The sequence below is a fragment of the Kitasatospora sp. NPDC002551 genome, assembly GCF_040296005.1.
Taxonomy (GTDB): domain Bacteria; phylum Actinomycetota; class Actinomycetes; order Streptomycetales; family Streptomycetaceae; genus Kitasatospora.
Genome location: NZ_JBEOWI010000001.1, coordinates 527,297 through 552,382, shown reverse-complemented (window position 1 = coordinate 552,382; position 25,086 = coordinate 527,297). Strand labels below are relative to the sequence as shown.

The window sequence follows — 25,086 nt, the reverse complement described above, 5'->3', positions numbered from 1 at the left end:
GGGGGGCGCCTCCCGCCCCCCCCCCCGGGCCACTCCGGGCCGGGCGGGGGGGGGGCCCCCCGCCCCCCCCGGGGGGGGGGGCGGGGGCCGCCCCCCCCCCCGCCCCCGGGCGTATGTTGGGGGCCATGCCTGCCAAGTCCCGTACCTACCAGCCCGCCAGGGTGCGCGCCGCGCTGTCGGCGCAGACCGAGGCCCTGCGCGCGGCCGTCCACCGGCTGACCGCCGCCGACCTGGACCGGCCGACCCGGCTGGGGGAGTGGCGGGTGCGCGAGCTGGTGGCCCATCTGAGCCTGCTGCTGGACCTGCTGCCGTCCCAGCTGGCCGATCCGGCGCCGGACGGGCCGCCGCTCTCGCTGAGCCGCTTCACCGAGCTGCCCGCGACGGTCGCCGAGGTGGTCGACACCGCGGTGACCGAGCACGCGGCGGCCGCGTTCGCCGGCCCGCCCGAGGAGGCGGCCGCCCGCTTCGGCCGGTCGGTGGACGTCGCGCGGGCCGCGCTGGACGGCACGGCGGGGGACGCGCCGGGACGCCCGGTCGCCATGCGGTTCGGCCCGATGGCGCTCACCGAGTTCCTGGTGACCCGGCTGGTCGAGACGGTGGTGCACGCCGACGACCTGGCCGACGCGCTCGGCCCGGAGCCGTTCCCGCACGACCGGCAGGCGGTGGCCGCCGTCACCCGGATGCTCGCCGACGCCTTCGCCGACCGGGTGCCCGGCGGCGCGGTCGAGCTGCGGGTGCCGCCGTACGCGGTGGTGCAGGCCGTCGAGGGGCCTCGGCACACCCGGGGCACCCCGCCGAACGTGGTCGAGACCGACCCGCTGACCTGGATCCGGCTGGCCACCGGCCGCACCGGCTGGGCGGACGCGGTCGACACCGCCGCGGTGTCCGCCAGCGGCGAGCGCAGCGACCTGCGGACGTACCTGCCGCTGCTCGGCTGAGCCCACGGCCGCAGCCGGGCGAGGCCCATCGGCCCCGTGCCCGGGGGCGATCCGGGTCCGCCCGGTGTTCCGGGGGCGCCGGACGGTCTCGACTCCGGCCGGGGAAGGACCGGTTCAGGCGACCGAGGGTCCGCTCAGGTAGCGGCCGTCGCTGCCGTACGGCCAGGCGTTGGGCTTGCAGCCCTTGAGCCCGTAGATCTGCTGCATCATCGCCGGCGCCGGTTTGCCGGGCCCCGGGCAGGTCTCGTGGCCGTGGCCGATCCGGTGGCCGACCTCGTGGTTGATCACCAGCGCCCGGTACTCCTCGATCGGGCCGTCGAACTGGGGCGAGCCGGTGGTCCAGCGCTTGACGTTGACCAGCACCTGGTTGCCGACGTTGCAGTTCACCTCGCCGCGGGTGTCGAGCCCGGCGGCGCCGCAGATCCGGTCGACGGTGGCGGGGGAGGCGATCTTCACGGTGAAGTCGTAGCCGCCGCCGGCGACCAGCTGGAAGCCGTTCTTCCGGTCGTTGGTCCAGCCGCGCCGGTCGGCCAGGACGGCCTGGATCTGCGCGGCGGAGGCGGCCGCGTCGACGCCGATGCCGTCCTCGACCTCGACCCGGTAGCGGCGGATCCTGCCCTGGCCGACCGGGTCGGCGGAGCCCTGGGCGACGGTGAAGGTGCCGGTGCCCTTGGTGGAGGTGCTCTCCGGACCGCTCGGTTGCGCGGTGGCGGTGGCGGTGGGAGCGGGGGAGGAGGTGACGGCGGTGGCGGTCGGGAGCGGAGCCGCGGAGGACGGCGCCGGAGCCGCGGCGGGCGGCGTGGTGCCGGCCTCGGAGGGGGTGACCCGGGCCTGGGCGGTCCGGTCCGCGCCGGGCAGCGCGTCGGGGCGGTTCAGCACGAACAGCGTGCCGCCGAGGATCGCCACCGAGGTGATCAGGGCGGCGAGCATGCCGGGCCCGAGCCGGCGGCGCGGCGGGCGCCGGCGGCGGGAGACCGTGCGGGGCCGGGGACGTGCCGCGCCACGGGATCGTCGGCGGGCGGGACTGGGTGCGGGCACGCTGGGCTCTCTGTCGACCGGTGGGGCCGCGAACCCTCGAACTGACGTGCGCTCCCCCTTCGCGGGCCCACCCTGACACGGCGGAGTGGTGAATGTCCACGGACCCGGGTGCGCACGGAACGGACGAGAACCGCCCCCGCTGCCCGATTCGGGCACCAGGGGCGGCGTCGGCGGTCGGTCCGGTCACCGGTCACCGTTCGTCGGTCAGCGGGGTCCGGCGGTCAGCCCAGGGTGGCGGCGGCGGTCGGCGAGCTGTCCCGCAGGAACTGCGTGCAGCGCTCCGCCTCCTCCTTCTCCTCGATCGCGGCGGCGGCCCGGCCGAGCGCGTGCAGCGCCCGCAGGAAGCCGCGGTTCGGCTCGTGCTCCCACGGCACCGGGCCGTGGCCCTTCCAGCCGCTGCGCCGCAGCGCGTCCAGTCCGCGGTGGTAGCCGGTGCGGGCGTAGGCGTAGGACTCCACGACCCGGCCGGCCGCGAAGGCGTCGTCGGCGAGCTGGGCCCAGGCCAACGAGGAGGTCGGGAACTTCGCCGCGACCTCGGCCGGGGAGGCGCCGCCGGCCAGCAGCTCCAGCGGAGCGGGCTCGGCGGGCAGGTGCGTGGGGGGCGGACCCCCGAGGAGGTTCTCGTGAATGGTCATGCCCCCCAGTGAACCACCGGGGGGCACGGACGCAGGACCTCGTACGGGACGCGGGCCTTACTTCAGGCGGTTGCCGGCCGAGCGCAGCTGCTGGGCGGCCTCGAGCACGCGGGCGGCCATGCCCGCCTCGGCGAGCTTGCCCCAGGTGCGCGGGTCGTAGGTGTTCTTCTTGCCGACCTCGCCGTCGACCTTCAGCACGCCGTCGTAGTTGGCGAACATGTGGCCGGCGACCGGGCGGGTGAAGGCGTACTGGGTGTCGGTGTCCAGGTTCATCTTCACGACGCCGTTCTCCAGCGCGGTGGCGATCTCCTCGGCGGTCGAGCCGGAGCCGCCGTGGAAGACGAAGTCGAACGGGTCGGCCTTGCCGTACTGCTTGCCGATCGCGTCCTGCAGCTCGCGCAGCAGCTCCGGCTTCAGCACGACGTTGCCCGGCTTGTAGACGCCGTGCACGTTGCCGAAGGAGGCGGCCAGCAGGTAGCGGCCCTTCTCGCCCAGGCCCAGCGCCTCGGCGGTGCGGACGGCGTCGTTGACGGTGGTGTACAGCTCGTCGTTGATCTCGTGCGTGACACCGTCCTCCTCGCCGCCGGTCGGGGTGATCTCGACCTCAAGGATGATCTTGGCGGCGGCGGCCTGGGCGAGCAGCTCCTGGGCGATGGCCAGGTTGTCGCTCAGGGTCTCGGCGGAGCCGTCCCACATGTGCGACTGGAAGAGCGGGTTCTGGCCCTTGGCCACGCGCTCGGCGGAGACCGCCAGCAGCGGGCGGACGTAGCCGTCCAGCTTGTCCTTCGGGCAGTGGTCGGTGTGCAGCGCGACGGTGATGTCGTACTTGGCGGCGACGATGTGCGCGAACTCGGCGAGCGCGACGGCGCCGGTCACCATGTCCTTGTTGTGCTGGCCGCCCAGGAACTCCGCGCCGCCGGTCGAGATCTGGATGATGCCGTCACTCTCGGCCTCGGCGAAGCCGCGGAGCGCGGCGTGCAGGGTCTGCGACGAGGTCACGTTGATCGCCGGGTAGGCGAACTTGCCCGCCTTGGCCCGGTCCAGCATCTCGTTGTAGACCTCGGGAGTTGCGATGGGCATGCGAATCCGCTCCTGTCGGGTTTGCGGCGTACGGACGGTGCTGTCCGACGCTGTGTACGCCTTGTGACGACTCCGGGGTACCGGGGCCGGTGCGCGGCTCTGCGGTGCGGCGGACCGGTACCAAGGTTCGAGGCAGCGGCCGCGGTGCGGCGATGAGGGTGTTCGCCACTGCGGGCCGGACGCCGGTGCCATCTTCCCAGAATGCCCACCGGCTCCACCATGCGGCCCGCCAGTCGGGACGGCGGGCCCGGAGAGCTCCCCGCGGTGCTCCCGCCGGGGGTCCCCGCGGTGTTCCGCGCGGTGTTCTGCGCGGTGCTCCCCGCGGGGCGGAGCGGGGTGCGACGAAAGGATGAGGGCCCGCTCGCCCCCCGGTGCGAAGCCCTGGTAAAGACGGGCCCGCTATCCTGCGCCGTGTGGACTACAACCAGCTGGCCGTCAATCTGCTCGACGCCAAATCACTGATCTCGTCCCTCGGTGCCATCGGGCTGATCGCGATCATCTTCGCGGAGACCGGCCTCCTGGTCGGGTTCTTCTTCCCGGGTGACTCGCTGCTCATCATCGCCGGAGTGGCCTCCTCCAGCGCCGCTTCGTCGGTCCTCGGCGACGGTGCGCGGCTGCCGCTCGCGACCCTGCTGATCGGGGCCCCGCTCGCGGCCATCGCCGGCGCCCAGCTCGGGCACCAGATCGGCGTGAAGGTCGGACCGAGGATGTTCGACAAGCCCGAATCGAAGATCTTCAAGCGCGAGTACGTGCTGAAGGCCGAGGAGTACTTCAACCGCTTCGGCCCCGGCAAGGCCGTCGTGCTCGCCCGCTTCATGCCGATCGTCCGGACCTTCCTGAACCCGGTCGCGGGCACCCTGGAGATGCCGGCCAAGACCTTCTTCCTCTGGAACGTGGTCGGCGGCGTCCTGTGGACCGAGTCGATGCTGCTGATCGGCTACTTCTTCGGCGACGCGCTCGCCCCGGTGATCGACAAGTACCTGATCCCGGCGGTGCTGCTGATCGTGCTGCTCTCGATCTCGCCGATGATCTTCGAGGTGCTGCGCGAGCGCAAGAAGAAGAAGGCCGGCGGCGTGCAGGCCGCCGAGAGCGGCGAGGCCGTCCAGGCCGGCGGCGGCCGGCACCGGCGCGACTGATCCCCGTTCCCGTTCCGCCACAACGGCCGGGGCCCGGTGTTTCACGTGAAACACCGGGCCCCGGCCGTTCGCCGTGTTCGGGGGTGTGCGGGCCGGGCTCAGAGGCCCAGGTCCTCCAGGGTGTACGCGGTGACGTACGGCAGGCCCTCGGCCTCGACCGCGGCGGCGCCGCCGCGCTCGACGATCACCGCGACGCCGACCACCTCGGCGCCCGCCTCGCGCAGCGCCTCGACGGCGGTCAGCACCGAGCCGCCGGTGGTGGAGGTGTCCTCGACGGCCAGCACCCGGCGGCCCTTGACCTCCGGGCCCTCGATCCGGCGCTGCAGGCCGTGCGCCTTGCCGGCCTTGCGGACCACGAACGCGTCCAGCTCACGGCCGCGCGCGGCGGCGGCGTGCAGCATCGCGGCGGCGACCGGGTCGGCGCCCAGGGTCAGCCCGCCGACGGCGTCGTACTCCAGGTGGGCGGTGGCGTCCAGCATCACCCGGCCGACCAGCGGGGCGGCCTGGCCGTCCAGCGTGATCCGGCGCAGGTCGACGTAGTAGTCGGCCTCCTTGCCGGAGGAAAGGGTGACCTTGCCGTGGACGACGGCCTTGTCCTTGATCTGTGCCAGCAGGGCGTCGCGGTCGTTGCTCATGAGCGTCCAGTCTAGGTCCTCCGGAGCCCGCTAGCGCCGCCGCAGGGCCCTGACCAGCACCACCGCGCCGCCGAGCAGGGCCACCCCGCCGCCGATCATCCACGGCACCGTGCTGCGGCCGCCGACGCCCGGCACCACGATGCCGCCGGCGTCGCCGCCCCAGCGGGAGGCCGCCCGGGCCCGGGCGCTGCGGGCCGGCAGGGCGGGCGCGTACGGGCCGCGCGGCGGGGCGTGGTCGACCTCCTCGGCGGAGCGGCCGACGATGCTGCGGCGGACCGGGCCGCCGAGCGCCGGCTCCTGCTCGTAACCGAACGGCAGCTCGGCGGGGAGTTCGGCGGAGACCTCCTCCTCGGCCGCGGCGGTCTCCTCCGCGCCGGCGGGCTCCTCGACGTCGTCGGCGTCCGCGTCGGCGTTCCCGAGCGGGAGGCCGAAGCGCTCGGCGTCGGCGTCGGAGAAGGCGATGAGGTCGGAGAGGTCGTCGTCGAGGTCGTCGCCGGGCTCGTCCTCGCGGTCCTCCTGGCGGTTCTCCAGGAACACCACGGTGCCCTCCCCGGCGGTGTTCTCCTCCGCCGCGGCGTCCTGGCCGGCCTCGCCGGCGTCCTCGGCCCCGGTGCCGTCCTCGCCCCCGGCCTCGTCCTCGTCGGCCTCGGCCTGGTCCCCCTGGGAGGTCAGGGCGGCGGTGAAACGGTCCAGCAGCCGGCGGCCGGCCGCGTCGAGCGTCTCGCCGTCGAACTCGGTGAGCCGCCCGGTGGCGCTCAGGTCACCGGTGAAGCGGACCACCGCGGTTCCCTCGGCGCCCTCGGCGACGCTGATCCGGACGGTCACGGTGGCCTCGCCGCTGCCGCGCGCCTCCTGGCCCTCGGCGAACGCGGTCAGCACGCCCTCGCGGCCCTCGATCAGTGACAGCACGCCCTTGTACGTGATGGTGGAGGTGCCGATCCGCAGCTTCAACCGCCCGCCGATCTCCTCCGCCCCGCGACTGCCGACGGCGGCGGGTTCGGTGCTCAGCCCCGGCACGGAACGCGCCAGCAGCGCGGGATCCTGCAGGGCCTGCCGGACCTGCCCGGCCGGCATCGGGACGACAACCTCATGCTCCATGCCACGGAGCCTACCGACCGAACCCCCTCCCGGCCCCGCCCTGTCCCCCACCTGTCGCCGCGGGTCCCGGAGCGGTCCCGCCCCGGGACTCGCCCCGGTCCGCCCTCAGTGCGGGCCGAGGAGGGTGAGGGCGGCGGGCGGGTGGAGCGGGCGCAGCGCGGTGAGGCGGGCGGCGGAGCCGCGCAGGCTGTCCGGGGTGAGGGCGCGCGGCGGCGGCGCGTCCGGGGCGAGGGTGAGCGGCGGCTGGGCGGCGGCGGCGAGCAGGAAGCTCTGGCTGCCCTCCGGCCCGGGGCGGCAGCTGGCCGTCGCGCTGCCGGCGACCGCGTACGGAACGGTCCGCAGCCCGGCGGCCCGCAGCCCCGACTCCGCCTGCCACAGGCCCTGCCACCCGTGCTGCTCGTCGCCGCCGCGGACGGCGAGCCGCCCGCCGGGGGCCAGCAGCCGGGTGGTGAGGCCGTAGAACTCCTGGGAGTGGAAGGTCACCGGTCCGCCGTCGGCGGGCGCGGGCAGGTCGGCGAGGACGACGTCGAAGGACTCCCCGGGCGCGGGGCGCACGGTGCGCAGCCACTCCAGCGGGTCGGCCTGGGCGGTGCGCACCCTGGGGTCGTCCAGCGAGCGGCCGGAGAGCGCGGCGAGGCCGGGGTCGGTGCGGGCGAGCCGGGGGAGCGCCGGGTCGCGGTCGACCACCAGCACGGAGCGCACCCCGCGGTGCCGCAGCACCTCCCGCAGGGCCAGCCCGTCCCCGCCGCCGAGCAGCAGCACCCGGGCGTCCGGACCGGCGGCCATCGCGGGGTGGACCAGGCCCTCGCTGCCCCGGTACTCGTCGGGTCCGCAGACCGCCAGCCGGCCGTCGAGGTAGAGCCGCAGCGGGCCCTCGGCGGGGCCGGTGAGCACGATCTCCTGGTAGCGGCCCTGGCTGACCGAGCGGACCTGCCCGCCGTACAGCGCCTGCCGGGCGGCGCGTTCCACCGCGTCGGACCAGGCGGCGGCCGCGGCGAGCAGCGCCAGCACGAGCCCGCAGCCGCCCCAGAGCAGCAGCCGTGCCCGGGGCGCCGGTTCCTCGCGGAAGAGCCAGAGCACCACGGCGGCACCGGCGACGGTGTTGACCGCGCCGGTGACCAGCGCGCCGCTGCCGGGGCCCAGCACGGGCAGGATGAGGAACGGGAAGGCGAGCCCGCCGATCAGCGCGCCGACGTAGTCCGCGGCGAACAGGTCGGCGGCGGCGTGTCCGGCGTCCTCGCGGCGGATCCGCTGGATGAGGGTCATCAGCAGTGGGATCTCGGCGCCGATGAGGATGCCGATGAGGCAGGTCAGCCCGACCATCACGGCCTGGTGGTGGCCGACCCAGGCCCAGCAGGCGTAGATCGCCAGGACGGACAGGCCGCCGGTGAGCGCGAGGGCGCACTCGACCAGGGCGAAGGCGGTGGCGGGGCGGCGGGTGAACCGTTTGGCGAGCAGCGAGCCGAGGCCCATCGCGAACACCATGACGGAGAGCACGACCGAGGTTTGGGTGACCGAGTCCCCGAGCAGATAGTCGCCGAGGGCCACGAGTTCCAGCTCGTAGACGAGTCCGCAGGCCGCGCAGACGAACGCGGCCAGCAGGACGGCCAGCCGGGCGAGTTCGGGGTGGGCGCGCAGCCGGGAGCGGCGGCGGGCGGGCAGCGGGGTCGGGCTACGTGCGGGCCGGGGCGGGCTGCCGTCGTCGAGGTCGGGGCTCGGCTGTGCGGGCGGCGGACCGGCCGGATGATTGATCACGAACAAACGCTAGGCGACGTGCGGGACGGACGGCTGCGCCCATTCGACGGACAGTGCGATATGGCAGGTTGACGAATCGTTCCTGCGTACGAATGGAATCCGCTGGGCCGGCCTATGGACAGCTCCTCGGCGCCGGTCACCGGGACAGCACCAGCGAGGACCGGGTGCAGACCAGCTGCCCCTCCTGCGGGTAGGCGTGCCAGGTGCGCCAGAGCAGCCGGTCCGTGCCGCCCTGGGTGACCAGCGCGGTGAAGGCGCTGGGGTCGCCGGGGAAGACGCCGGCCAGCCCGCGCGGGTGCCCCTCGACCAGGGCCAGCAACTCCTGTGCGCGGGCCGCGAAGTCGTGCGGCGGCAGCGCCTCGATCCGGGCCGCGAACTCGTACTCCCAGCCGTCCACCTGCTTGGCCACCCGGGCGGGCAGCGGCGTGCGGCGGCCGGGCAGGCAGGCGACGGTCTCCAGGCACTGGCCCGGCCCGGCGGCGATCAGTACCTGGTGGGAGGCGCCCAGCAGGCGCAGCTGGAGGGTGCCGGACGGTCCGGGGTGGCCGGGGCCGTCGAGTCTCAGGTCGCGGACCGCGAGGGCGGGCAGCGGTTCGCCGCCCAGGCACCAGGCCAGGTCACCCGCGCGGGTGTCCGTGTAGGAGGTCTGCAAAGTGGTGAGCATGCTCGGCTCCGCGTTTCAGCTCCGTGCGCGCCCGCCGAGCAGCAGCGAGTAGGCCTGGGCACTGGGCGAGGCTGTTCGTGGCTGTACGGTCCAGGGCGCGGCCGACCGTGGAAGGAGGGATTCCGGCTGGAGATTCAGCAGCAGAGAAGCACGAATACGCCGGGTCCGTCGGTGATTTACCCAACTTTGTCAAGCATTCACCGTTTCGAGCACACCTGCTTCCCTGCTCTGATCGACCCGGTGTACGACTCTGCACAGCGCGCGCCCCTCACCCCGGCCCGCGCGCCGTGTGCGCCGTCCACGCGCCGTCCGTACCTCCCTGCGCCCCTGTCCCTCCTGCCCCGGGCGCACCACCCCGGGCGCCGCTGCCGGGCAGGCCGAAGGAACGGCCCGGCAGGCGGCAACCATGGGATCTGTCAGGGCAATTGACGAATCGTCGGAACGTGCGAGAGGTTCCGTCGACGGGTCAGGTGCGGGCCAGCCGGGACAGCCGCTCGACCGCTTCCTCCAGGACGGCGGTCTGCTTGCAGAAGGTGAAGCGGACCAGGCTCCGGCCGGCCTCGGCGTCGTCGTAGAAGACGGCGTTGGGGATGGCGACGACGCCGCAGCGCTGGGGGAGGGTGCGGCAGAAGACGATGCCGTCCTTCTCGCCCAGGGGGGTGATGTCGGTGGTGATGAAGTAGGTGCCCTCGGGCCGGAAGACCCGGAAGCCGGCGTCGGCGAGGCCGGCGGCGAGCAGGTCGCGCTTGCGCAGCAGGTCGGCGCGCAGGCCGTCGAAGTAGGCGTCGGGCAGCCGCAGGGCCTCGGCGACCGCGTACTGGAAGGGGCCGGCGCTGACGTAGGTGAGGTACTGCTTGGCGGTGCGGACGGCGGCGACCAGTTCGGGGGTGCCGGTCACCCAGCCGACCTTCCAGCCGGTGAAGGAGAAGGTCTTGCCGGCCGAGGAGATGGAGACGGTGCGCTCGCGCATCCCGGGCAGGGCGGCGATCGGGTGGTGGGCGCCGGTGAAGACGAGGTGCTCGTAGACCTCGTCGGTGACCACCAGCAGATCGCGCTCGACGGCGAGTTCGGCGACGGCGGCGAGCTCGTCGGGGGTGAGGACGAGGCCGGTCGGGTTGTGCGGCGAATTGAGCAGCAGCAGCCGGGTGCGCGGGGTGACCAGCGCGCGCAGCTCGTCGAGGTCGGGGCGGAAGTCCGGTGCGCGCAGGGTGAGCGGGACGCGGACGGCGCCGGCCATGGCGATGCAGGCCGCGTAGGAGTCGTAGAAGGGTTCGAGGGCGATCACCTCGTCGCCGGGCTCCAGCAGGGCGAGCAGGGCGGCGGCGATGGCCTCGGTGGCGCCGGCGGTGACCAGCACCTCGGTGTCCGGGTCGTACGCCAGGCCGTAGCGGCGCTGCTGGTGCGCGGCGATCGCGGTGCGCAGCTCGGGGACGCCGGGCCCCGGCGGGTACTGGTTGCCGCGCCCCTCGCGCAGGGCCCGGACGGCGGCCTCACGGACCTCCTCGGGGCCGTCGGTGTCCGGGAAGCCCTGGCCGAGGTTGATCGAACCGGTGGCCGTGGCGAGGGCCGACATCTCCGCGAAGATCGTCGTCCCCAGGCCGGCCAGCCGGCGGTTCAACAGTGGCCTCGTACCCATCACGGCTCCTCGCACCTCGGTGTCGGCGGCGGTCGGGCCCATCCTGGGGCCAGGGGGCGGCCGGGGACAAGGACGGCCCGCCACCGGGTGCCGGTGGCGGGCCGTTCGGGGCCGTGCGGGGACGCCCCCCGGGGAGCGGTCAGCCCTCGTCGGAGCCGTCGGACGGCTTGCCCTCGCCGTCCTCGCCCTCGATGTCGTCCTGCAGGCCGAGGCGCTCGACGATCCACTGCTCGAAGCCCACGGCGGCCTGGGTCCAGTTGGCGGTGGTGGTGACGAAGTAGTCCAGGTTCACGCCGGTGCCGACGATCATCTGGACCTCGCCGATCAGGCGGACCACGCCGTCCTCGTGGGTGTGGGTGTAGACCTTGGGCCAGAGGGTCTCCCGGTTCCACTCGTCGATCAGGTCGAGGATCTCGCCCTTCTTCTCCAGCGGGTAGGGGCGGTCGTAGAACGCCCGGACCGCGAAGAGCTCCTTCTGCTCGCCGCGGAACATGTAGTAGACGCGGAAGCCCTCCCAGGGCGCGGTGAGGTCGCCCTCCTCGTCGACGCCGTGCTTGAGCTGCATCTGGTCGAGGAGCTGGCCCACCAGGTTCTGGTCCGGGACGATGATCGGCGGCGGGCCGGCCGGACGCCCGCCCTGGCCTCCGGGCTGACCGCCCTGGGGCATGCCGAACGACGGGATGGACGACGGGTCGATGCTCATGGGGTCCTCTTCCTCAGTGCACGTGGTGGTCGGCAATGAGAGGCCGCCCTTCCGAGTCCATCCTGCCTCATCCGGGGCTCGCCTCACAGGGGTGGCAGCCACCGGGCGGGGCACGGCCGGAGCGCGGTCCACCCCCGGTGAACCCCGGGAGTGGACCATGATCGTCCGGGTGTGACGGGCGGCTACTTCTCCAGCGGTCCGCGGGCACGGACGGTGAGCCGGTCGCCGTCCTCGTCCCGCTCGACCAGCACGGTGTCGCCGTCGTGCACCTGGCCCGCCAGGATCGCCCGGGCCAGCTGGTCGCCGATCGCGGACTGCACCAGCCGGCGCAGCGGCCGGGCACCGTACGCCGGGTCGTAGCCGGTGAGCGCCAGCCAGTCACGGGCGGCTCCGGAGACCTCCAGGGTGAGCCGGCGCTCGCGCAGCCGGTCGCCCAGCCGGGCCACCTGGAGGTCGACGATCCGGGTCAGCTCGGCGGTGCCCAGCGGCTCGAAGACCACGATGTCGTCGAGCCGGTTGAGGAACTCCGGCTTGAAGGCGGCCCGCACCGACTCCAGTACGAGGTCCTTCTTCCGCTCCTCCGGGGTGGTCGGGTCCACCAGGAACTGACTGCCCAGGTTGGAGGTGAGGATCAGGATCGCGTTGCGGAAGTCCACCGTGCGGCCCTGGCCGTCGGTGAGCCGGCCGTCGTCGAGCACCTGCAGGAGCACGTCGAAGACCTCGGGGTGGGCCTTCTCCACCTCGTCCAGCAGCACCACGCTGTACGGGCGGCGGCGGACCGCCTCGGTGAGCTGGCCGCCCTCCTCGTAGCCGACGTACCCGGGCGGGGCGCCGACCAGGCGGGAGACCGAGTGCTTCTCGCCGTACTCGCTCATGTCGATGCGGACCATCGCCCGCTCGTCGTCGAAGAGGAAGTCGGCCAGGGCCTTGGCGAGTTCGGTCTTGCCGACGCCGGTGGGGCCGAGGAAGAGGAACGAGCCGGTCGGGCGGTCCGGGTCGGCGATGCCCGAGCGGGTGCGCCGCACGGCGTCCGAGACGGCCTGCACGGCCTCCGCCTGGCCGATCAGGCGGCGGCCCAACTCCTCCTCCATGCGCAGGAGTTTGGCGCTCTCGCCCTCCATCAGCCGGCCGGCCGGGATGCCCGTCCAGGAGGCCACCACGTCGGCCACGTCGTCCGGGCCGACCTCCTCCTTGACCATCGAGGCGGAGGCGTCCTCGCCGGCGGCGCGCTCCTGGGCGTCGGCGAGCTCCTTCTCGGCGGCCGGGACCTCGGCGTACATCAGCTTGGACGCGCGCTCGAAGTCGCCGTCCCGCTGGGCGCGTTCGAGCGCGCCGTGGAGGTCGTCCAGCCGCTCCTTGAGCTCGCCGACCCGGTTCAGGCTCTTCTTCTCCTGCTCCCAGCGGGCCGTGAGCACGCTCAACTGCTCGTTCTTGTCGGCGAGGTCGCGGCGCAGCCGGGCCAGCCGGTCGACCGAGGCCGGGTCCGACTCCTTCTCCAGGGCCAGCTCCTCCATCCGCAGCCGGTCGACGGCGCGCTGGAGTTCGTCGATCTCGACCGGGGAGGAGTCGATCTCCATCCGCAGCCGGGAGGCCGCCTCGTCGACCAGGTCGATCGCCTTGTCGGGAAGGAAGCGGGAGGTGATGTACCGGTTCGAGAGGGTGGCCGCGGCGACCAGCGCGGCGTCCGCGATCTGCACCTTGTGGTGCGCCTCGTAGCGGCCCTTGAGGCCGCGCAGGATGGCGATGGAGTCCTCGACGCTGGGCTCGCCGACCAGCACCTGCTGGAAGCGGCGCTCCAGGGCCGGGTCCTTCTCGATCCGCTCGCGGTACTCGTCCAGCGTGGTGGCGCCGACCATCCGCAGCTCGCCGCGGGCCAGCATCGGCTTGAGCATGTTGCCGGCGTCCATCGCGGAGTCGCCGCCGGCGCCCGCGCCGACCATGGTGTGCAGCTCGTCGATGAAGGTGACGACCTGGCCGTCGCTCTGCTTGATGTCGTTGAGGACGGCCTTCAGCCGCTCCTCAAACTCGCCGCGGTACTTGGCGCCGGCGACCATCGCGCCGAGGTCCAGGGCGACCAGCCGCTTGCCGCGCAGCGACTCCGGCACGTCGCCGGCCACGATCCGCTGGGCCAGGCCCTCGACCACGGCCGTCTTGCCGACGCCGGGCTCGCCGATCAGCACCGGGTTGTTCTTGGTCCGGCGGGAGAGCACCTGGACCACCCGGCGGATCTCCTGGTCCCGGCCGATCACCGGGTCGAGCTTGCCGTCCCGGGCGGCCTGGGTGAGGTCGGTGCCGTACTTCTCCAGCGCCTTGTAGGTGCCCTCCGGGTCCGGCGAGGTGACCCGGCCGCTGCCCCGGACGTCCTTGAACGCGGAGAGCAGCGCCTTCGGGGTGGCGCCCTGGCGCACCAGCAGCTCGGCGACCGTCCCGCCCTCGGCGGCCAGGCCGACCAGCAGGTGCTCGGTGGAGACGTACTGGTCGTCGAGGTCGTCGGCGCGCTTGCCGGCCTCGGTCAGCACGGCCAGGGTGTCGCGGGCCAGCTGCGGCGCGGCGACGGTGGCGCCCGAGGCGCTGGGCAGCGCGGTGAGCTGGCGGCGGGCCTCGGCGTCGAGCCGGGACACGTCCGCGCCGACCGCCTCCAGCAGCGGCCTGGCGATGCCCTCGGGCTGTTCCAGCAGGGCGATCAGGATGTGCACCGGCTTGACGTCCGGGTTGCCGACGGCACCGGCCTGCCGGATCGCGGCGGACAGGGCGTCCTGCGTCTTGGTGGTGAACTTGCTGGCGTCCACTGCTGGGGGGTCCTCCCTCGTCGTGCGTGATGTCTGCTGTCTACAGCATGCACTAACTTGAGTCTATTCCGCTCAACTTTTGGATGAACGGTCGGGGCGGACCCGCAGCGCGGGGCGCTCCGGCGGGCCGGCGGGCTTGCGGGCCGCCTTCGGCGGCAGGGTCCGCGCCTGCGCCATCCGCGCCTGGTGGGTGCCGGCCGTCCGCCGGGTCAGCGCCAGCAGCTCCCGGGCCGGGCCGGTCGGCCGCTGCCCGGCCGGCCAGACCGCCCGCAGCGGCCGCCGCAGGTCCAGCTCCGGTACCAGCCGCACCGCCACCAGCCGCCGGGTGGCCAGTTCCTCCACCACCGCCAGCTCGCTCAGGCAGACCGGCCCGGCGCCGGTCATCGCGGCCGCCTTCAGCGCCGTCGACGAGGCCAGCTCCAGCCGCGGCGGCGCGGTGCCCCCGTACGGCGCCAGCGCCATCTCCAGCACCTCCCGGGTGCCCGAGCCCGGCTCGCGCAGCACCAGCGGGGTCGCCGCCAGCTCCCGCCCGGACAGCGGCGAGCGGCGCCGCGCCCACGGATGGTCCGGCGCCACCACGACCACCAGCCGGTCGGCCGCCACCACCGCGCCCGCCAGCCCGGCCGGGGGCAGCGGCCCCTCGACGAAGCCGAGGTCGGCGTCCCCGGCCAGCACGTGACCGGCCACGTCCGCCGAGTTGGCGGTGCGCAGCGTCACCGCCGTGCCCGGGCTGACCGCGTGCAGGGCCAGCAGCCAGCCCGGCATCAGGTACTCGGCGACGGTCAGGCTGGCCACCACGGTCAGCCGGGCGTCCCGGCGCTCGCGCAGCGCGTCGATCCCGGCGTCCAGCGCCTGCGCCGCCTCCACCACCTGCCGCGCCCACTCGACCACCAGCCGGCCCGCCTCGGTGGGCCGCGAGCCGCGCGGGGAGCGCTCCAGCAGCGAGACGCCGATCTGCCGCTCCATGCCCTTGATCCGGGCACTCGCGGTCGGCTGGCTCACCCCCAGTTCGGCGGCCGCCCGGCCGACGCTGCCGAGCCGGGCCACCGCGAGCAGCAGTTCCAGCGCACCGAGTTCGGGGACGCGCGGAGAGAGGGCCATAGGCTCAGGCTATGCCCTCATAGAGCGGGCGGCGCTACCGGCGCCCGCCGCCCCGGGCGACGGTGGGTGCCATGGCCACCCTGCTCAGCACCGCGCCCCGCCCACGCCCGTCCACCCGCGTCCGCCGCCTCGACCCCGGCCAGCTCGGCCCCAACTGGTACGCGGCGGTCATGGGCACCGCGATCACGGCCAACGGCGCGGCCGCCCTGCCCGTCCGGTGGCCCGGGCTGATCGGCTTCGCCGAGGTGATGTGGGCACTCGGGCTGGCCGGCCTGCTGGTGGTCGGCGCCGGCCGGGCCGTCCACCTCACCCGGCACCGCGCGGCCGCCCGCGAGCAGCTGCTGGACAACCCGGCCACTGCGGTCTTCTACGGCTGCCCGCCGATGGCGCTGCTCTCGGTCGGCCTCGGCACCCTGACCGTCGGCTCCCGGGTCATCGGCACCGGCCCGGCCGTCGCGCTCGACCTCGTGCTCTGGACGGCCGGCACGCTGTACGCGCTCGCCGTCGCGGCCGGCATCCCGTACCTGATGATCACCCGGCACGCCGTCTCCCCGCTCGCCGCCAACCCGACCTGGCTGCTGCCGGTGGTCGCCCCGCTGGTCGCCTCCGCCACCGGTCCGGCGCTCGTCCCGCACCTGCCGGCCGGCGCCGCCCGCGAGGCGCTGCTGTACGGCTGCGCGGCGCTGTTCGGGATCGGCCTGCTGGGCACCCTGGCGCTGCTGCCGGTGGTGTTCACCGGCCTGGTGCACAGCAAGCTGCCGGCCTTGGCGCTCACCCCGACGCTCTTCCTGGTGCTCGGCCCGCTCGGCCAGTCCACCACCGCCGTCCACCAGCTCGCCGACGCGGCAGGAACGGTCCTGCCCGGCCTGGCGCCCGTGGCGCTCGCCCTCGCCGAGCTGTTCGGGGTGGCGGCGCTCGGCGTCGCGATGCTCTGGCTGCTGCTCGCCGTCGCCGCCAACCTGCGCGCCCGGCGGGCCGGGATGGGGTTCGCGATGACCTGGTGGGCCTTCACCTTCCCGGTCGGCACCTGCGTCACCGGGGCGGCGGCGCTCGCCCGGCACACCGGGTTCGCCGGCTTCACCGGGCTCGCCGCCGGCCTGTTCGTCCTGCTGCTGGCCGGCTGGGCGCTCGCGGCGGGCGGCACGGTGACCGCACTGGTCGGCGGCCGGCTGCTCGCCCGCTGAGGTCCGTTCGCCCGATGGGGGCTGCCGCTGCTCCCGGGAACCGGCCGGGTTCCGGAACACGCGACTCCGCGACCGACCGGACGGACGGTCGGAAAAGCCCCGCTGCACCGCGCTGACCTGCGGGTTAGCAGAAACCGGAAGCAAGCCGCGCGAGGCCGCGCCGGGCCGGCGGTGCAGGTTCATGCAATTGCGAGAACATGCAGCAGGGTGGCACTTGTTCACCGGCCGTCACGCTGTGAGGGTGGAGTCACGCCAGGTCGTCCGGGCCACCGCAGCCCGATGACGGCGACTTGCTCTTCATTGCTGGATGCGACCGGCACGTCCGCACGTGCCTGCATATCGGGGGGAAGAGCGCCGGCCGGGACGCCATGTGTGGTGATGGCCCCCGGGACCGGAGCCGGCGAGGCGTTGCTGCTCCGCCTCGCCGGAAGCGCTGGGACATGGCGTACACCGGCGGCCCCCGGACCCGCGTGCGACGGCACCCGAGGTCCGGGGGACCGTCGGTCCCCAGTACCGTGATCACCGCCGGCCGCCCCGCGCGGCGCGCGGAGCACCACCACCCGAGAGCATCCGGCAGGGAGCGGTTCGACGTGAGCTTCGAGGCGACGGCCGACCCGAGCACCACCCAGGGCGCCGGCGACGGCGCGGCCGGTGCCGCGGCGGCCGGCGAGCCCGACGAGGCCGCCCGCCGCGTCTACCTCGCGATCCTCGCCGACGGCGGCCGCGTCCGGTTCGCCGACGTCCCCGAGTCCGACCGCGACGGCGTCCGCCAGCTCGTCTCCATCGGCCTGCTGATGCCCAATCCGATGGACGCCTGCTACACGGCCGTCAGCCCCCGCTCGGTCAGCGACCGCCTGGGCGCGGAACTGCGCAGCGAGGCCACCCGTCTGCTGGTCCGCGCCGAGAACCTGCCCGGCGCCCTGGACTCCCTCACCCGCGCCTACGACGCGATGCCCCGCCCGCCGGAGCGCTCCGGCGGCGCGGTCTACATCGAGGGCCACATCCACATCCGGCACCGGATCTCCCAGCTGGTCGCCGACTGCCGTACCGAGGTCCTCACCGCCCAGCCCGGCGCCCGTCCGGCGGACGCGCTCAAGATCGCCATCCAGCAGGACGTCCAGCTCCTCCAGCGCGGCTGCTCGCTGCGCACCGTCTACCAGCCCGTCGCGTTCTCCGAGCCCCCCGCGCTCGCCTACGCCGAGGAGGTCACCCGGCGCGGTTCGCTGATCCGGATCCTGGACGAGCCCTTCCAGCGGCTGATGGTCTTCGACCGCGCGGTCGCGGTCATTTCCGCCAGCGACGACCACAGCACCGCCGCGTTCATCACCGACCCGGCCGCGATCGCCTTCATCGTCAACGCCTTCGACCGTGACTGGTCCCGCGCCGACGCCACCGACTGGTCCGCCGTCCTCAGCCAGGGACCCGCCCACAGCGCCCCCGAACGCGTCGGCCGGCTGCTGGCCCGGGGCCTCACCCAGCGCGCCGTCGCCACCCGCCTGGGCCTGAGCGAGCGCACCGTCGCCGCCCACATCTCGCGGCTGCGGGACCGCTACGGCGCCCAGACCCTCTTCCAGCTCGGCTGGCTGATGCGGGGCGGCCGTGACGGCGGATGACCCGGCCGGTCCGGGAGGCCCGGGAAGGGCTCCTGACGGCCCGGCCGGGACCGCGCTGGGCCGTCACCCGGGAACCGGTGGACGCGGGGTCCCGCGGCGTGGCTGAACGGGGGTCAGCCGGTCGCGGCTCCGGTGGGCCAGTAGCCGGACGGGCCGACGGCGGGGGGCTGCTGGCGGGGGACGGTGAACTGCTCGCCGGGGGCGGTCCAGAAGCCCTCGCGAAGGGAGAGCGCCATGCCGGCCCAGTCGAGGGCGGTCTCCACGGTGTGGTGGAGGGCCTCCTGGGACCAGGTGTCGTCGAAGACCAGCGGCAGGACGGGGGCGACCTGCTCGATGGTGGCGATCAGCGGGTTGTGGGTGATGGCCTCGTCGACCAGCAGGACGATCGGCTTGCGCAGTGCCGACGCCCAGCCGAGCTCCAGGCTCACGCCGGCGGAGAGCGGCGCGCCGACGTAGGCGAAGACCAGGTCCGCGGACTGGAGCGCGCGGAAGTCGGACGGCACACGGGGCTCGGGGGCGCGCCCGGCGACGGTCCAGGCGTCACTGTGATGGGCGCTGTAGACGGCGGCGCCGCTGCGGAGGAGGGTGGTGCGCAGGGTCGTCAGCCGCGTCCGGCTGGCGAGGGTCACCACACTGTCCGCCGGCCCGGTCAACCGCATCAGCGGCGCGGCCAGGAACACGCGTGCACGCCGGCCCTCATGGGCCTGCGTGGGGAGGTCGCGCAGATAGGGCTCGCTCATGACGACTCCGGGGAAGTGGTGGTCAGGCGAGAAGACATGGCACCGCTGCTCCGAGGTGCTGTTCCGTCCTGCCTGAACAATCAACGTAGGTTATTGCGACGGGCGGGTTGATCGTCCAATGAGACGGGTCTTGGCGTCCACAGCGTCGTGCTGGCATCTGACTGCCAGGCAGTCAGATGACACGCTTCTGAGCGTACGGGCCGGTACGTTGGATGTGCTCACATCAGGTGGGCTTGTTCGGGGCGAGACTAGACGCCGACGGCGTGCTCCTGCCAGCCCTCTCCAGCGCTTCTGCGGGTGTACTGGGGCGTGACACGCAGGCCCTCCATGGGTCATCATATGGTCGCATTAGTGCGACCGTCGCCCGATGAGTCGATGCTCGCAGTAAGTTGTCTTGAAAGGAGTGATGTTGTGCTGAAGGCGCGCCGTATTGCTGTCTCTGCATTCCTCCTGGGCATCGCCATGCTCATTGGAGTGGGCTCGGCCACCGCTGAAGACTCCCATTGGGGGGCCGAACAGCGGCAGGTTGCCATGCTCGACATGGACAGTCACTGGTAGGAGTTTGGGCCGTCAAGAGGAAGGACCGATGCATCGGGCAGCATCGGTCCTTCTTCCAGTTGCGCGAGTTTCCAGCCCAACTGGAAGAGCGTCTCCACTTCGTGTTCCTCGCGGAGTTCGGCTATATGGCGGGCCAGCGTGCGCTCGCTCAGTCCGAGACGGCGGGCGATCGTTCTGTGGCCGGCTCCCTGGAGCATCATGCGGATGATCTGCTGACGCATGCTCGAAACGACCTGGCGGGGGATTTCGTGGCTCCCGGTGAAGGGGATGGCCCGCTCCCACTGGCTGCTGAACACGTGCACGATGTAGCTGATCACGGCCTCGTCCCGGATGAAGGCCGCCCGGTCGCGATTCTCCTCGCCGCCCACGGTCACCACGGCGACCTTGCGGTCCAGCACGATGAGCTTGGCAAACGCCTCGTCGATGGTTCTCACCTGGCAGCCGGCCTGGGTGATTTCCCGGACGTAGTCGACCGTCGGATTGGAATAGCGCGCACCCGGTTGGTAAAGGGTCCGGATGGTGCCGCCGCGCTGAACGAATCTCATGTCCCGGTCGATGGCGATCCGCAATGCGTCGGCCGCCCGTCCGCCGCCGGGCTGCGCGGTCAGCATCTCGCGCGAGGCGTTCTCCAACAGCGTTTCCAGGAGCTGGTTTATCGTGCCGCGGCCCTGGACGTACTCAATTGATCCGCCGGGTTCCGGTCCGGTGGTGTGGGCCTGGTATTCGAGGCCGAGTTCCTGAAGCGTCGCGTGCAGCGAAATGGAGCGGCGGAGAAGGTCGGCGGCCTGCATCTGGAGGTTGTTCGACGCCGATTCCGCGAGCTGCCGGGGGTCTTTCACGGCAAATGTCCCCGGAGGGCCGACCTCGGGATTGAGGAGTCCGAGCCGCAGCAGTTCCTGGAGCGGTTCGTGGTCGGATTCCGGGGACAGCGGGCAGCCCCGCTCGTCCGACAGCGGCCCGTCGTGGCGCAGGGCCTTCTGGTACAGGCCGCGGGCCTCGGGAGACAGTACCTCCTCGGGGGCGGCTCCAGACCTCTGTCCGGCACTCATCTGCGGCTCCTCGCCGTTGGCTGGACCGGGTGAACTGCGCGGACCGGGTCCGCCGTGGGCATCCTAGGCGCCGCGGCCCCCGTACCGGCCGGCGCGCGGTGTTCGGCCGGTTCCGTGCTCGCTGAACCTTCGCATTGGAACGATACTGCCGGTACCCGCTGTACGGCGGGTACCGGCAGCGGTGCGCGGCGGCGGGCCGGCCGTCAGCGCTTGGGGCGCCAGACGACGAGGGCGCTGGAGTGCGGGGTGGGCGGCTGGTAGGGGACGAGGTCGCGGCGGTAGGAGGCGTGGATGGTGGCCTCGCGCTGCTGCAGGGCGGTGGCGGCGCCCTCCAGCGAGTCGACCAGTTCGGCGATCCGCGACTGGAGGGCGGTGACCTGGTTCTCCAGCTCGATGATCCGCTTGATGCCGGCCAGGTTGATGCCCTCGTCCTGGGAGAGCCGCTGGACCTCGCGCAGCTGCTGGATGTCGCGCGCGGAGTAGCGGCGGCCGCGGCCGGCGGTGCGGTCCGGGCTGACCAGGCCGAGCCGGTCGTACTGACGGAGGGTCTGCGGGTGCAGGCCGGAGAGCTCGGCGGCCACCGAGATCACGTAGACCGGGGTCTCCTCGGTGAGCACGTACTGGGGCTGCGGGGCGGTCCGCCGGGTGGTGCGGCGGGGGCCGCCGCCACCGGGGAGGCCGTCGCCGAGGCCGGGGCCGATGGGGTCGTCGGGGGTCATCTGGTCGTCACGCTCCCTTCGCCGCCCGGAAGAGAGCGGCTCGCGGGTCGTCGGAGGCGGTCGCCTCGCGGTACTGCTCCAGAGCGGTCAGGGCGTCGCCGGTGACCTGCTGGGGGACCACGACCTCCATGGTGACCAGGAGGTCGCCACGGGTGCCGTCCTTGCGGGTGGCGCCCTTGCCGCGGGCCCGCAGGGTGAGGCCGTTGGCACTGCCCGGGGGCAGCTTGAGCTTCACCGACGGTCCGTTCAGGGTCGGCACCTCGATGGTGCCGCCGAGCGCGGCCTCGGGGAAGGTGACCGGGACGGTCACGGTCAGGTTGTCGCCCTTGCGCCCGAAGACCGGGTGCGGGTCGACGTGGACGGTGACGTACAGGTCGCCGGGCTGGCCGCCGCGCTCGCCCTGGGCGCCCTTGCCCTTGAGGCGGATCCGCTGGGCGTCCTGGACGCCGGCCGGGATCCGGACCTGCATGGTGCGGGCGGAGCTGGCGCGGCCGCTGCCGTGGCAGTCCGGGCACGGGTCGTCGACGATCATGCCGCGGCCGCGGCAGTCCCGGCAGGGCTCGGAGAGCGCGAAGGCGCCCTGGCCGCGGCTGACCGTGCCGGAGCCGACGCAGGTCGGACAGACCCGCGGGGTGGTGCCGGACTTGGCGCCGGTGCCGTTGCAGAGCCGGCAGGGGGCCTGACTGGTCATCCGCAGCGGGACGGTGGCACCGTCGACGGCCTCCTCGAAGGAGAGCGTCACCTCGGTCTCGACGTCGGCGCCGCGGCGCGGCTGGGCCTGCCGGCCGCCGCGGTTGAACAGGCCGCCGAAGACGTCGCCGATCCCGCCGCCGGCGCCGCCCTGGCTGCCGCTGAAGAGGTCGCCGAAGTCGAAGCTGTAGCTGCCGGTGCCGCCGGGGCCGCCCGGGCGGAAGCCGCCGTTGGCGAACAGGCTGCGGGCCTCGTCGTACTCCTTGCGGCGCTTCTCGTCGGAGAGGACGTCGTACGCCTCGGAGATGTCCTTGAAGCGTTCCTCGGCCTTGGTGTCGCCCTTGTTGGCGTCGGGGTGGAACTCGCGCGCCAGCTTGCGGTAGGTCTTCTTGATCTCCGTGGCGCTGGCGTCCTTGGGCACGCCGAGGACCTTGTAGTAGTCCTTCTCCACGTAGTCCTTGCCGCTCATGGCCGGCGCCACCTCCCGAGGTCCATCGTCACTGTGCTGTCAACGCGCCGGACACGGTGGTCCGTGCCCGGGCAGATCGACAACGCGCTGCGGAGCCGGCCGCCGTACTGGCCGGCGTACGACTCCGCAGCGCGGGGGTTGTCAGCTGTCACCGCCGGTCAGCTGTCCGAGCCACCGTCGGCCTGGTCCTTCCCGTCCCCGCCCTTGGCCGGGTCGGCGTCCGGGCCGGACGTGCTCTGGGTGCCCGGCTGGGGCTCCGCGACCGCGACCATCGCCGGGCGGATGATCCGCTCGCCGATCCGGTAGCCGGGCTGGAGGATCTGGACGCAGGTGTCCTCGGTGACCTCCGAGGAGTAACTGTGCATCAGTGCCTCGTGCATGGTCGGGTCGAAGGGCTCGCCCTCCTTGCCGAACTGCTGCAGGCCCAGCTTGGCGACGACCGTCTCCAGCGACTCCGCGACGGACTTGAAGCCGCCCGTCACCTCGCCGTGGTCGCGGGCGCGGCCGATGTCGTCCAGCACCGGGATCAGCGACTCCAGGATGTTGGAGACGGCGATCTCGCGGACCGTCAGCCGGTCGCGCTCGACCCGCTTGCGGTAGTTCTGGTACTCGGCCTGGAGGCGCTGGAGGTCGCCGGTGCGCTCGGCCAGCTCGCGCTTGGCCGCGGCCAGCGCCTCCGTGCCGGAGGCGGCGGAGCCCTCGGCCCCGGCCGCGGCGGCCTCCTCGGCCGCCTTGATCACGGCCTCCTCGGCGGCGGAGTCGTCGCCGGGCTGGGCACCCTGCGGCTTCTCCGTCATGCCGCACCGCCCTTGGGCTTCTCGTCGTCCACGATCTCGGCGTCGACGACGTCGTCGTCCTTGGCACCGGCGTCACCGGGGGCACCCGCGCCCGCACCGGCCGCACCGGCGGCGTCGGCGTTGGCGTACAGCGCCTGGCCGAGCTTCTGGGCGGTGGTGGAGACCTTCTCCGAGGCCTCGCGGATCTTCGCGATGTCCTCGCCCTTCAGGGCCTCCTTGAGCTCGCCGATGGCGGTCTCGACCTCGGTCTTGACGTCGGCCGGCAGCTTGTCGGCGTTGTCGGCGATGAACTTCTCGGTGGAGTAGACGAGCTGCTCGGCCTGGTTGCGGGTCTCCACGGCCTCGCGGCGCTTGTGGTCCTCCTCCGCGTACTGCTCGGCCTCGCGCATCATGCGCTCGATGTCGTCCTTCGGCAGCGCGGAGCCGCCGGTGACGGTCATCTTCTGCTCCTTGCCGGTGCCGAGGTCCTTCGCGCCGACGTGCATGATGCCGTTGGCGTCGATGTCGAAGGTGACCTCGATCTGGGGCAGGCCGCGCGGGGCCGGCGGCAGGCCGGTCAGCTCGAACATGCCGAGCTTCTTGTTGTACGCGGCGATCTCGCGCTCGCCCTGGTAGACCTGGATCTGCACGGACGGCTGGTTGTCCTCGGCCGTGGTGAAGATCTCCGAGCGCTTGGTCGGGATCGTGGTGTTGCGCTCGATCAGCTTGGTCATGATGCCGCCCTTGGTCTCGATGCCGAGGGACAGCGGGGTGACGTCGAGCAGCAGGACGTCCTTGACCTCGCCCTTGAGGACACCGGCCTGGAGCGCGGCGCCGATGGCGACGACCTCGTCCGGGTTGACGCCCTTGTTGGCGTCCTTGCCGCCGGTCAGCTCGCGGACGAGCTCGGCGACGGCCGGCATGCGGGTGGAGCCGCCGACGAGGACGACGTGGTCGATCTCGGAGAGCGAGATGCCGGCGTCCTTGATCACGTTGTGGAACGGGATCTTGCAGCGCTCCAGCAGGTCGGAGGTCAGCTGCTGGAACTGGGCCCGGGTGAGCTTCTCGTCCAGGTGCAGCGGGCCCTCGGCGGAGGCCGTGATGTAGGGCAGGTTGATCGAGGTCTCGGAGGACGAGGACAGCTCGATCTTGGCCTTCTCGGCGGCCTCGCGCAGACGCTGCAGGGCCATCTTGTCCTTGGACAGGTCCACGCCGTGGCCGGCCTGGAAGACCTTGACCAGGTGGTCGACGATCTTCTGGTCCCAGTCGTCACCACCGAGGTGGTTGTCACCGTTGGTGGCCTTCACCTCGACGACCCCGTCGCCGATCTCCAGCAGGGAGACGTCGAAGGTGCCGCCGCCGAGGTCGAAGACCAGGATGGTCTGGTCGTCCTTGTCCAGGCCGTAGGCCAGGGCGGCCGCGGTCGGCTCGTTGACGATGCGCAGGACGTTGAGGCCCGCGATCTCACCGGCCTCCTTGGTGGCCTGGCGCTCGGAGTCGGAGAAGTACGCCGGAACGGTGATGACGGCGTCGGTGACCTGCTCGCCCAGGTAGGCCTCGGCGTCCCGCTTCAGCTTCTGCAGCACGAAGGCGCTGATCTGCTGCGGGTTGAAGTCCTTGCCGTCCAGCCCGATCTTCCAGCTGGTGCCCATGTGGCGCTTGACCGAGCGGATGGTGCGGTCGACGTTGGTGACCGCCTGGCGCTTGGCCACCTCGCCGACGAGCACCTCGCCGTTCTTCGCGAAGGCGACGACGGACGGCGTGGTCCGCGCGCCCTCGGCGTTCGTGATGACGGTGGGCTCGCCACCCTCCAGAACGCTGACGACCGAGTTCGTCGTGCCGAGGTCGATGCCGACCGCGCGTGCCATCGTAGATACCTCCACGGAAGAGTTGAGCTTTACGGGCTCAAGGATGCCTGACCAAGTAGGTGCCGTCAACAGGGATGAGTCCGGTTCGCTCAACTTTGCTGAGCCGTTCCTCCGGATGCGACGGGCCGGCCGGGCCGCGCGTGCGCGCGCGTGACTGCCGCCATACCTTGAGCATCTTCAGGAGAAGTGTTGGCGAACGGTAATGTCCGGGC

22 protein-coding genes are annotated in these 25,086 nt (G+C 73.1%); 5 read left to right on the top strand and 17 right to left on the bottom strand.

Annotated features, from left to right (window positions below; translation table 11 throughout):
- Nucleotides 1–125: 125 nt before the first annotated feature.
- Nucleotides 126–938, top strand: coding sequence for a maleylpyruvate isomerase family mycothiol-dependent enzyme (locus ABT093_RS02460; RefSeq protein ID WP_350559153.1), 813 nt, complete (start codon nt 126–128; stop codon nt 936–938).
- A gap of 114 nt (nt 939–1,052) precedes the next feature.
- On the opposite strand, the gene ABT093_RS02455 is transcribed toward ABT093_RS02460, so the two are convergent.
- The 3 genes from ABT093_RS02455 to fbaA all read right to left on the bottom strand — a co-directional run bounded on the left by ABT093_RS02455 (nt 1,053) and on the right by fbaA (nt 3,691).
- Nucleotides 1,053–1,868, bottom strand: a complete 816-nt coding sequence (locus tag ABT093_RS02455) for a DUF3152 domain-containing protein (protein ID WP_350559150.1) — start codon at nt 1,866–1,868, stop codon at nt 1,053–1,055.
- Nucleotides 1,869–2,197: 329 nt separating this feature from the next.
- Nucleotides 2,198–2,611, bottom strand: a complete 414-nt coding sequence (locus ABT093_RS02450) for a DUF3151 domain-containing protein (RefSeq protein WP_350559147.1) — start codon at nt 2,609–2,611, stop codon at nt 2,198–2,200.
- Nucleotides 2,612–2,668: 57 nt separating this feature from the next.
- Entirely contained in the window at nt 2,669–3,691 is a 1,023-nt protein-coding gene (gene fbaA, locus ABT093_RS02445) for a class II fructose-bisphosphate aldolase (protein ID WP_350559144.1), read from the bottom strand.
- 413 nt (nt 3,692–4,104) lie between these two features.
- On the opposite strand from fbaA, the gene ABT093_RS02440 reads away from it, so the two are divergent.
- Nucleotides 4,105–4,827, top strand: a complete 723-nt coding sequence (locus tag ABT093_RS02440; RefSeq protein ID WP_350559141.1) for a DedA family protein — start codon at nt 4,105–4,107, stop codon at nt 4,825–4,827.
- Between the two features lie 98 nt (nt 4,828–4,925).
- Here the strand turns inward: ABT093_RS02440 and pyrE are convergent, their stop codons facing one another.
- From pyrE to ABT093_RS02400, 8 genes are all read right to left on the bottom strand, one after another.
- Nucleotides 4,926–5,462: an orotate phosphoribosyltransferase gene (gene pyrE, locus ABT093_RS02435; protein WP_030304482.1), complete on the bottom strand. Its 537-nt coding sequence runs from the start codon at nt 5,460–5,462 to the stop codon at nt 4,926–4,928.
- 30 nt (nt 5,463–5,492) lie between these two features.
- Complete coding sequence (locus ABT093_RS02430) at nt 5,493–6,560, bottom strand: SRPBCC family protein (RefSeq protein ID WP_350559138.1); 1,068 nt, start codon at nt 6,558–6,560, stop codon at nt 5,493–5,495.
- A gap of 105 nt (nt 6,561–6,665) precedes the next feature.
- On the bottom strand, nt 6,666–8,315 hold the full coding sequence (locus ABT093_RS02425; protein WP_350559135.1) for a polyamine aminopropyltransferase: 1,650 nt from the start codon (nt 8,313–8,315) through the stop codon (nt 6,666–6,668).
- A 136-nt stretch (nt 8,316–8,451) separates the two neighbouring features.
- Nucleotides 8,452–8,979, bottom strand: coding sequence for a DUF2617 family protein (locus tag ABT093_RS02420; protein WP_350559132.1), 528 nt, complete (start codon nt 8,977–8,979; stop codon nt 8,452–8,454).
- A gap of 466 nt (nt 8,980–9,445) precedes the next feature.
- Nucleotides 9,446–10,615, bottom strand: a complete 1,170-nt coding sequence (locus ABT093_RS02415; protein ID WP_350559129.1) for a pyridoxal phosphate-dependent aminotransferase — start codon at nt 10,613–10,615, stop codon at nt 9,446–9,448.
- A gap of 139 nt (nt 10,616–10,754) precedes the next feature.
- A complete protein-coding gene (locus ABT093_RS02410) occupies nt 10,755–11,318 on the bottom strand; it encodes a type III secretion system chaperone family protein (RefSeq protein WP_350559126.1) in 564 nt (187 codons plus the stop codon).
- Nucleotides 11,319–11,500: 182 nt separating this feature from the next.
- Nucleotides 11,501–14,107, bottom strand: coding sequence for an ATP-dependent chaperone ClpB (clpB, locus tag ABT093_RS02405; RefSeq protein WP_350559123.1), 2,607 nt, complete (start codon nt 14,105–14,107; stop codon nt 11,501–11,503).
- Nucleotides 14,108–14,179: 72 nt separating this feature from the next.
- Nucleotides 14,180–15,208: a LysR family transcriptional regulator gene (locus tag ABT093_RS02400; protein ID WP_350559120.1), complete on the bottom strand. Its 1,029-nt coding sequence runs from the start codon at nt 15,206–15,208 to the stop codon at nt 14,180–14,182.
- Nucleotides 15,209–15,279: 71 nt separating this feature from the next.
- Between ABT093_RS02400 and ABT093_RS02395 the strand changes: the two genes are divergently transcribed.
- The gene (locus tag ABT093_RS02395) at nt 15,280–16,392 is read left to right on the top strand and encodes a TDT family transporter (protein WP_350559117.1); all 1,113 of its coding nucleotides are present in this window, start codon (nt 15,280–15,282) and stop codon (nt 16,390–16,392) included.
- A gap of 590 nt (nt 16,393–16,982) precedes the next feature.
- A complete protein-coding gene (locus ABT093_RS02390) occupies nt 16,983–18,005 on the top strand; it encodes a LuxR C-terminal-related transcriptional regulator (protein WP_350559114.1) in 1,023 nt (340 codons plus the stop codon).
- A 113-nt stretch (nt 18,006–18,118) separates the two neighbouring features.
- Here the strand turns inward: ABT093_RS02390 and ABT093_RS02385 are convergent, their stop codons facing one another.
- A complete protein-coding gene (locus ABT093_RS02385) occupies nt 18,119–18,745 on the bottom strand; it encodes a hypothetical protein (RefSeq protein WP_350559111.1) in 627 nt (208 codons plus the stop codon).
- Nucleotides 18,746–19,156: 411 nt separating this feature from the next.
- On the opposite strand from ABT093_RS02385, the gene ABT093_RS02380 reads away from it, so the two are divergent.
- The gene (locus tag ABT093_RS02380; protein ID WP_350559108.1) at nt 19,157–19,303 is read left to right on the top strand and encodes a hypothetical protein; all 147 of its coding nucleotides are present in this window, start codon (nt 19,157–19,159) and stop codon (nt 19,301–19,303) included.
- On the opposite strand, the gene ABT093_RS02375 is transcribed toward ABT093_RS02380, so the two are convergent.
- The 5 genes from ABT093_RS02375 to dnaK form a co-directional block, all read right to left on the bottom strand.
- Nucleotides 19,294–20,352, bottom strand: coding sequence for a helix-turn-helix domain-containing protein (locus ABT093_RS02375; RefSeq protein WP_350559105.1), 1,059 nt, complete (start codon nt 20,350–20,352; stop codon nt 19,294–19,296). The two genes, ABT093_RS02380 and ABT093_RS02375, sit on opposite strands and share 10 nt — an antisense overlap.
- A 203-nt stretch (nt 20,353–20,555) precedes the next feature.
- Nucleotides 20,556–21,071, bottom strand: coding sequence for a heat shock protein transcriptional repressor HspR (locus ABT093_RS02370; RefSeq protein ID WP_350559102.1), 516 nt, complete (start codon nt 21,069–21,071; stop codon nt 20,556–20,558).
- 7 nt (nt 21,072–21,078) lie between these two features.
- On the bottom strand, nt 21,079–22,230 hold the full coding sequence (gene dnaJ / locus ABT093_RS02365) for a molecular chaperone DnaJ (protein WP_350559099.1): 1,152 nt from the start codon (nt 22,228–22,230) through the stop codon (nt 21,079–21,081).
- Nucleotides 22,231–22,388: 158 nt separating this feature from the next.
- Nucleotides 22,389–23,027 carry a nucleotide exchange factor GrpE gene (gene grpE, locus ABT093_RS02360; RefSeq protein ID WP_350559096.1) on the bottom strand — a complete coding sequence of 213 codons (639 nt, stop codon included), beginning with the start codon at nt 23,025–23,027 and terminating at the stop codon, nt 22,389–22,391.
- A complete protein-coding gene (gene dnaK / locus ABT093_RS02355) occupies nt 23,024–24,874 on the bottom strand; it encodes a molecular chaperone DnaK (protein ID WP_350559093.1) in 1,851 nt (616 codons plus the stop codon). Before dnaK ends, grpE begins: the two co-directional genes overlap by 4 nt.
- Nucleotides 24,875–25,086: the final 212 nt, after the last annotated feature.